Origin of the sequence: Mycobacterium sp., assembly GCF_052143115.1 — a bacterium.
Lineage (GTDB): Bacteria > Actinomycetota > Actinomycetes > Mycobacteriales > Mycobacteriaceae > Mycobacterium.
On the sequence record NZ_JBKQTQ010000280.1, the window covers coordinates 1 to 4,396 of the forward strand.

Sequence of the window (4,396 nt, forward strand, 5' to 3'; positions counted from 1 at the left end):
CGCCTCATGCACCGCCTCGGCCGAGTCCCACCCGCCGAAGCCGAAGCCCAGTACTATTCCCAGCACGTGACCGACCAACCGGCCGGCTCACAGAACCCCGAGGGTGCATGAAACCCGGGATGCTTCACGGGTCCGACGCGGGTAATGTCGAATCTTCGCGCCAAAGTGGCCCCAGTCGGGACGACTTCTGGTGGCGCTCAGTCCAGGTAGTCGCGCACTAGGGCGCGGGATGCGCTGTGCATATCCGCTGTTGGCGCAGGCGGCCGATGTGCGGTGGGGTGCCAAATATCTTGGAGTGAGTGTTCCCTATCGCGGCGCGACGCCAGTACCGAAGAATGTACGACTAAATACACCCTTATGGGCTGTCACAAACCGGCGTTGACTGTCTCCACCCCTTTGCTCCTGGATACCGCGACGCCGTTCGCCATGAACTGGTTCAATCCCAGTACCGCGCACCACGTTTGAGCTGCGAAAATGCCGATTCAGCGCAGTTTCAAGACCTATTCAAGACAGTTGGTCCGGCCATGACCGGCGAGATCGTCCCCGCCGGCCTGACCGGCGACGAAGAAGTGTGTGCCCCCGCCGCGGCACCGTCCATTACCTGATCGATGCGGCTCATAGGTGTGCTGCTCGGTGACCTCGTGTTACGCCTTGATGAACATCTATCGCAGGGATGAATCAGGGATGAATTAAGTGGAAACATTAGCTATCCGGGGCCCGACGAAGGATTGTTATTCGGGGACCCGGTGAAGGGAGTGAACTATGACTTGGACACGGTCATCCGGCGTCCGCAGCAGCATCACGAAGGTCGCGGTGGCGGGGGTGCTGATCGGCATACCCATGGCCGCTGTCAGCCTCCCGGCGTATGCCGCACCCGATCTCGGTGGCGCGTCGAAGGTGCTTCCGGCGCCGCTGCCAGCGGATCCACCCACCAATGCGCCAGAGCCGCCACCGCCACCACCGGCCCCATGGCAGTCAAATTATGGCTACACCCCCCAGGACTGGTGGGGTTATGGCACGGATGCCAGTGGCGGCGGGGGCGGGGGCGGCTGAGACGGGCTAAGACCCGACCAGCACTCCGGCGGCGGCCAGGTGCTCGGCGTCGTCGAGGGCGTCGAGGTGCTCGGCCAGCGTCGAGGTGCTGGGCCATGCGGGCGTAGGCGATCAGGCCGGTGCAGCCGCCGTCCACCGGGCAGCCGTCGAGCACCTGGCCGAGCTGAATTGCGCTGCGCCGGCCGGGCATTCACGCTATCGCCTATGCGCGACCTGGAGACCATCGACTCCGAACTACGGCTGCTAGCCGCGGTGCGGCGCTCAACCCGCGAGCATGGCGGCGAGCCGTCGAGTCGTCAGATCGATGAATTGCTCGACGAGCGGCTTGCTCCTTGCTCACCGATAGATTAGTGCGATGACAACCGCCATCCTGCTCAGCATCGCCGTGTTCGCCTCCGTCGCGTTAACCCTCTGGCTGGTCCAGCGGGGCGGTCGCAATCGCTGAGGGTTGCTGTGTTAGCGCACAGCCGCGGGGCACGGCGAGTACGTCGGCGAGCTGGAGGCTGGCGACGGGGGAACCGGATCGTCCTAGTTCACGTCTGAATAGCTATCGGCCCGCCACACCCTCTCCATGTGGCGGGCCGAATTTTTGGTGTGCTTTCAGGGACGGCGGTTCGGCTACGGTTGAGTTAGCCGCAATGTTGCGAGGGAGGTCGGACACATGGCGCGAGTTCTGCGACCACCTGACTTGGCGCCGCCTGTCGAGGTGTTAAAGCTCATCGGGACTCCTCGAGTCGAGGAGACGGATGCGCAGTCTTACGACGTGTACCTTCCGTTATGCCGCAAGCTCACGGCTGGCGAGCAAGACGCCTCCGCGGCGCTGGGGGTAGCGGCTAAGAGCCCGGCCGGCTGGGTCCATGTAGCTGACGATCAGAAGCACTTGGTTGTCGCCCAGACCACGATCGAGAAGGTCGGACAGCATCAGGACTCCTTTAAAGAGATCGTCTCCAGGATCGCCGCCGAGGGCGAGGAGTACCGGAAGCACGCCGCTGAAGCGCAGCGCTCAGCGGACGACAAAGAGGGCGCCCGCCAGGCAGAGCGCACCAGGAGAGAGGAAGCCGCGAAAACAATCAAGTTCGATTAGCCGCGGGCCGACTGGCGTGGAGCGTCCAGCGCCCTACCTGATCGCACAGAACTATCTGGTGGTCGAGATGGAGGAGTGGGCGGCGCAGGTGACCAGGGATTTTGTTTGTCACGCCAGCGGAAGCCGCAGTTCTGCCACAGCAGGTCTTCGGTCATGATCGGCTCGATTTGTCAAGCTCCTCCAGCATCACCTTGAGGTGGGCGATGGCTTTGTCCCAGTCGAAGATCTCACTGGGGCGCAGTTTCTCATTGCGGTGTTGCAGGGACAGGGCACGCCCCTTGTCACCTGCACTTTTGATCTCTTTGTGGTGGTACTTCATGTCACGTCGTCTCAAATAGGTGGCCCGCCCGAGGGGGTCACGGGCGGGCCACCGTTCCGGCTAGCCTCAAAAGGGTTTCGGCTCGGACTCGAATGCTCCGTGCCTAGGGAGGTTGGTTGACGATAGGGCGCCGGGCGTCGGCTGCTGAAGGGTCTTTAGTCCCCAAAAGCTGTAACTCACTATCAGGGCATCGCTCTGGGTATAGGTGTGGGCGTGGCGCCACCCTGCGGCGACCTCACCTCTCTGGTGGGGAAACCGGGGGGCGGGCGAAATGCCCGTAACCCCCGCCCCCCGGCGCCACTGTCCCGCGCGCCGAGCGGTGAAGGGGATCGAAATCCACTGGCGCGCAGGAAGTTTCATTTTGCACCTCTGATTGGTGGGCCACCGGGGCGGGCTTCCTCATGCCCAAGTAACCCGCCCCAGGGCCACGTCCCGCACGCCGGGCGGAGTGAGGGCCGCCGGCCACGGGAGGTCTGGTTTTTAGCCGGGGTACAAAAACGCCACGTTGGCGGTCGAGCTGGCCACGATTCCGTACAACGCCTCACTTGAGGCACCAGTCGTAGGAACGTTCACGATCGCGTTGGCGGCCACCTGCAGCCCGCCCGTCGCGGTCGTGCCGGCCGTGACCGTGGAACCCCCCAGATACAGCGTGACGGCGCCCAGGTTCTGGATCAGGATGCCATCGACATCAGGCGCAGAGCTGGGCGTGGCAATTAATGTGGCCGTGGTGCCGACTGACACCACTCCATTTTGGTAAGCCATTATTTCTCCTTTGTGACCCAGCCGGATTGCAGCCAGATCTTGTGTTCGGCGTCGTCGGGGATCTCCAACACATCACCGTCGGTGTATCCCTTGCCCTCGTGTACGACGCGATACGGGGCGTTGACTTTAACTTTCAGCGGCGCAGCGGGATTCTCTGTCGCCTCTTTGATGACCTTGCCGGCCATGCTCAACTCCTGCTCTTCCCCGGCCTCAATGAACACGACCGGGGAGATCGGTTTTACGTCCTCTTCCAACTGGGCGCCGAAATGAGGCGCCCCCTGATGAGGCGTAAACGGCATCATTAGCTTGTCGGGAGACCGGTGACGAGGTTGATCGCAGTCGGGCGCGGAACACTAAGTGCCACACGCTCTTCCGCCAACCAAAACATTTCGTTCGATGTCATGAGGCTCCACGGGTTGTAGAAAATGGTCAGGCCAAGCCTTTGCCAAAATATGCCCGCGCCGGCCTTCACCGACATCACTACGGCCTTGCCCGCAGCAACCTGGGTCGTGGTGAAAATATTCGCGCCCCACAGGTTTCCGCTATGGCCGTTGACGCCTTGAGGAATCACGCTGTAGGGGTTCGGCTCATTCGCCGGGGCGGTCGACGGCTGACCGTAGGCGGTCAGGTTCAGCGGACCGGCAAGCAAATCGAGGACGTAGCGCCCATCCGCATCCTTAGCCCGTCTAAGTGCACCCAAAGTTGCCGGGTGGATAAGAACGAGATCGGGATCCGCGAAAGCTGCGCCCACGCGCAAATCTGTGTAAGCCTTCGCGAGGCAATCGAGTGGCGAATCGGTGCCCATTGCTCTAGTCAAAGTGCCGCTCACATTTAGGAGCCCATTAAATGTCGCATTTCCGGTGCCGTTAACGGCGGTCAGGAGCGCGCTACTCTCGGCGTTAATTAACGAGCGCGTCAACTCGGTCGGGAGCCACGAGGCGAACGAGCCCTCACCATACCTGTCAGTATCTTGGAAGACTTCGAGTGTGCAAGTGGCAGTCCCTGCCAATTTCATTGGGGTGACTTGGTTTTCAGTCACGGTCAAGCCTAGTACTACAGCCGTAGATCGTGGTGTGCGGTGTGTCTGCGCTGGTTGAGGCGGTGACCGCGGCATTGTTCGGAGTTTGTGAAGACAACAGAATTAGCCGCGGCCGCCGCGGCTCATAGCGTAGACGTTG

Annotated in this window: 6 protein-coding genes and 1 pseudogene; 3 read left to right on the forward strand and 4 right to left on the reverse strand. The window is 62.0% G+C overall.

Features of this window, described 5'->3' with window-relative positions; genetic code table 11:
- The first annotated feature begins 762 nt into the window (after positions 1-762).
- The 3 genes and pseudogenes from ACLQI9_RS27160 to ACLQI9_RS27170 all read left to right on the forward strand — a co-directional run bounded on the left by ACLQI9_RS27160 (position 763) and on the right by ACLQI9_RS27170 (position 2,137).
- Positions 763-1,053: a hypothetical protein gene (locus ACLQI9_RS27160; protein ID WP_442378694.1), complete on the forward strand. Its 291-nt coding sequence runs from the start codon at positions 763-765 to the stop codon at positions 1,051-1,053.
- A 204-nt stretch (positions 1,054-1,257) separates the two neighbouring features.
- Positions 1,258-1,383, forward strand: a pseudogene (locus ACLQI9_RS27165) (DUF732 domain-containing protein); the annotation flags it as partial.
- A 331-nt stretch (positions 1,384-1,714) separates the two neighbouring features.
- Complete coding sequence (locus ACLQI9_RS27170) at positions 1,715-2,137, forward strand: hypothetical protein (protein ID WP_442378695.1); 423 nt, start codon at positions 1,715-1,717, stop codon at positions 2,135-2,137.
- A 151-nt stretch (positions 2,138-2,288) separates the two neighbouring features.
- Here the strand turns inward: ACLQI9_RS27170 and ACLQI9_RS27175 are convergent, their stop codons facing one another.
- The 4 genes from ACLQI9_RS27175 to ACLQI9_RS27190 all read right to left on the reverse strand — a co-directional run bounded on the left by ACLQI9_RS27175 (position 2,289) and on the right by ACLQI9_RS27190 (position 4,332).
- Positions 2,289-2,456 (reverse strand): hypothetical protein, encoded by a 168-nt coding sequence (locus ACLQI9_RS27175; protein ID WP_442378696.1) that lies wholly within the window; start codon positions 2,454-2,456, stop codon positions 2,289-2,291.
- A 480-nt stretch (positions 2,457-2,936) separates the two neighbouring features.
- Positions 2,937-3,218 carry a hypothetical protein gene (locus tag ACLQI9_RS27180; protein ID WP_442378697.1) on the reverse strand — a complete coding sequence of 94 codons (282 nt, stop codon included), beginning with the start codon at positions 3,216-3,218 and terminating at the stop codon, positions 2,937-2,939.
- Positions 3,218-3,472 carry a hypothetical protein gene (locus tag ACLQI9_RS27185; protein WP_442392426.1) on the reverse strand — a complete coding sequence of 85 codons (255 nt, stop codon included), beginning with the start codon at positions 3,470-3,472 and terminating at the stop codon, positions 3,218-3,220. The genes ACLQI9_RS27180 and ACLQI9_RS27185 overlap by 1 nt, the downstream gene beginning before the upstream one ends.
- 47 nt (positions 3,473-3,519) lie before the next feature.
- A complete protein-coding gene (locus ACLQI9_RS27190; protein ID WP_442392427.1) occupies positions 3,520-4,332 on the reverse strand; it encodes a phage major capsid protein in 813 nt (270 codons plus the stop codon).
- Positions 4,333-4,396: the final 64 nt, after the last annotated feature.

Coding starts and splice junctions, on each gene's coding strand:
- ACLQI9_RS27175 (WP_442378696.1), bottom strand. CDS start 2,456: ATGAAGTACCACCACAAAGAGATCAAAAGTGCAGGTGACAAGGGGCGT.
- ACLQI9_RS27160 (WP_442378694.1), top strand. CDS start 763: ATGACTTGGACACGGTCATCCGGCGTCCGCAGCAGCATCACGAAGGTC.
- ACLQI9_RS27180 (WP_442378697.1), bottom strand. CDS start 3,218: ATGGCTTACCAAAATGGAGTGGTGTCAGTCGGCACCACGGCCACATTA.
- ACLQI9_RS27190 (WP_442392427.1), bottom strand. CDS start 4,332: ATGCCGCGGTCACCGCCTCAACCAGCGCAGACACACCGCACACCACGA.
- ACLQI9_RS27170 (WP_442378695.1), top strand. CDS start 1,715: ATGGCGCGAGTTCTGCGACCACCTGACTTGGCGCCGCCTGTCGAGGTG.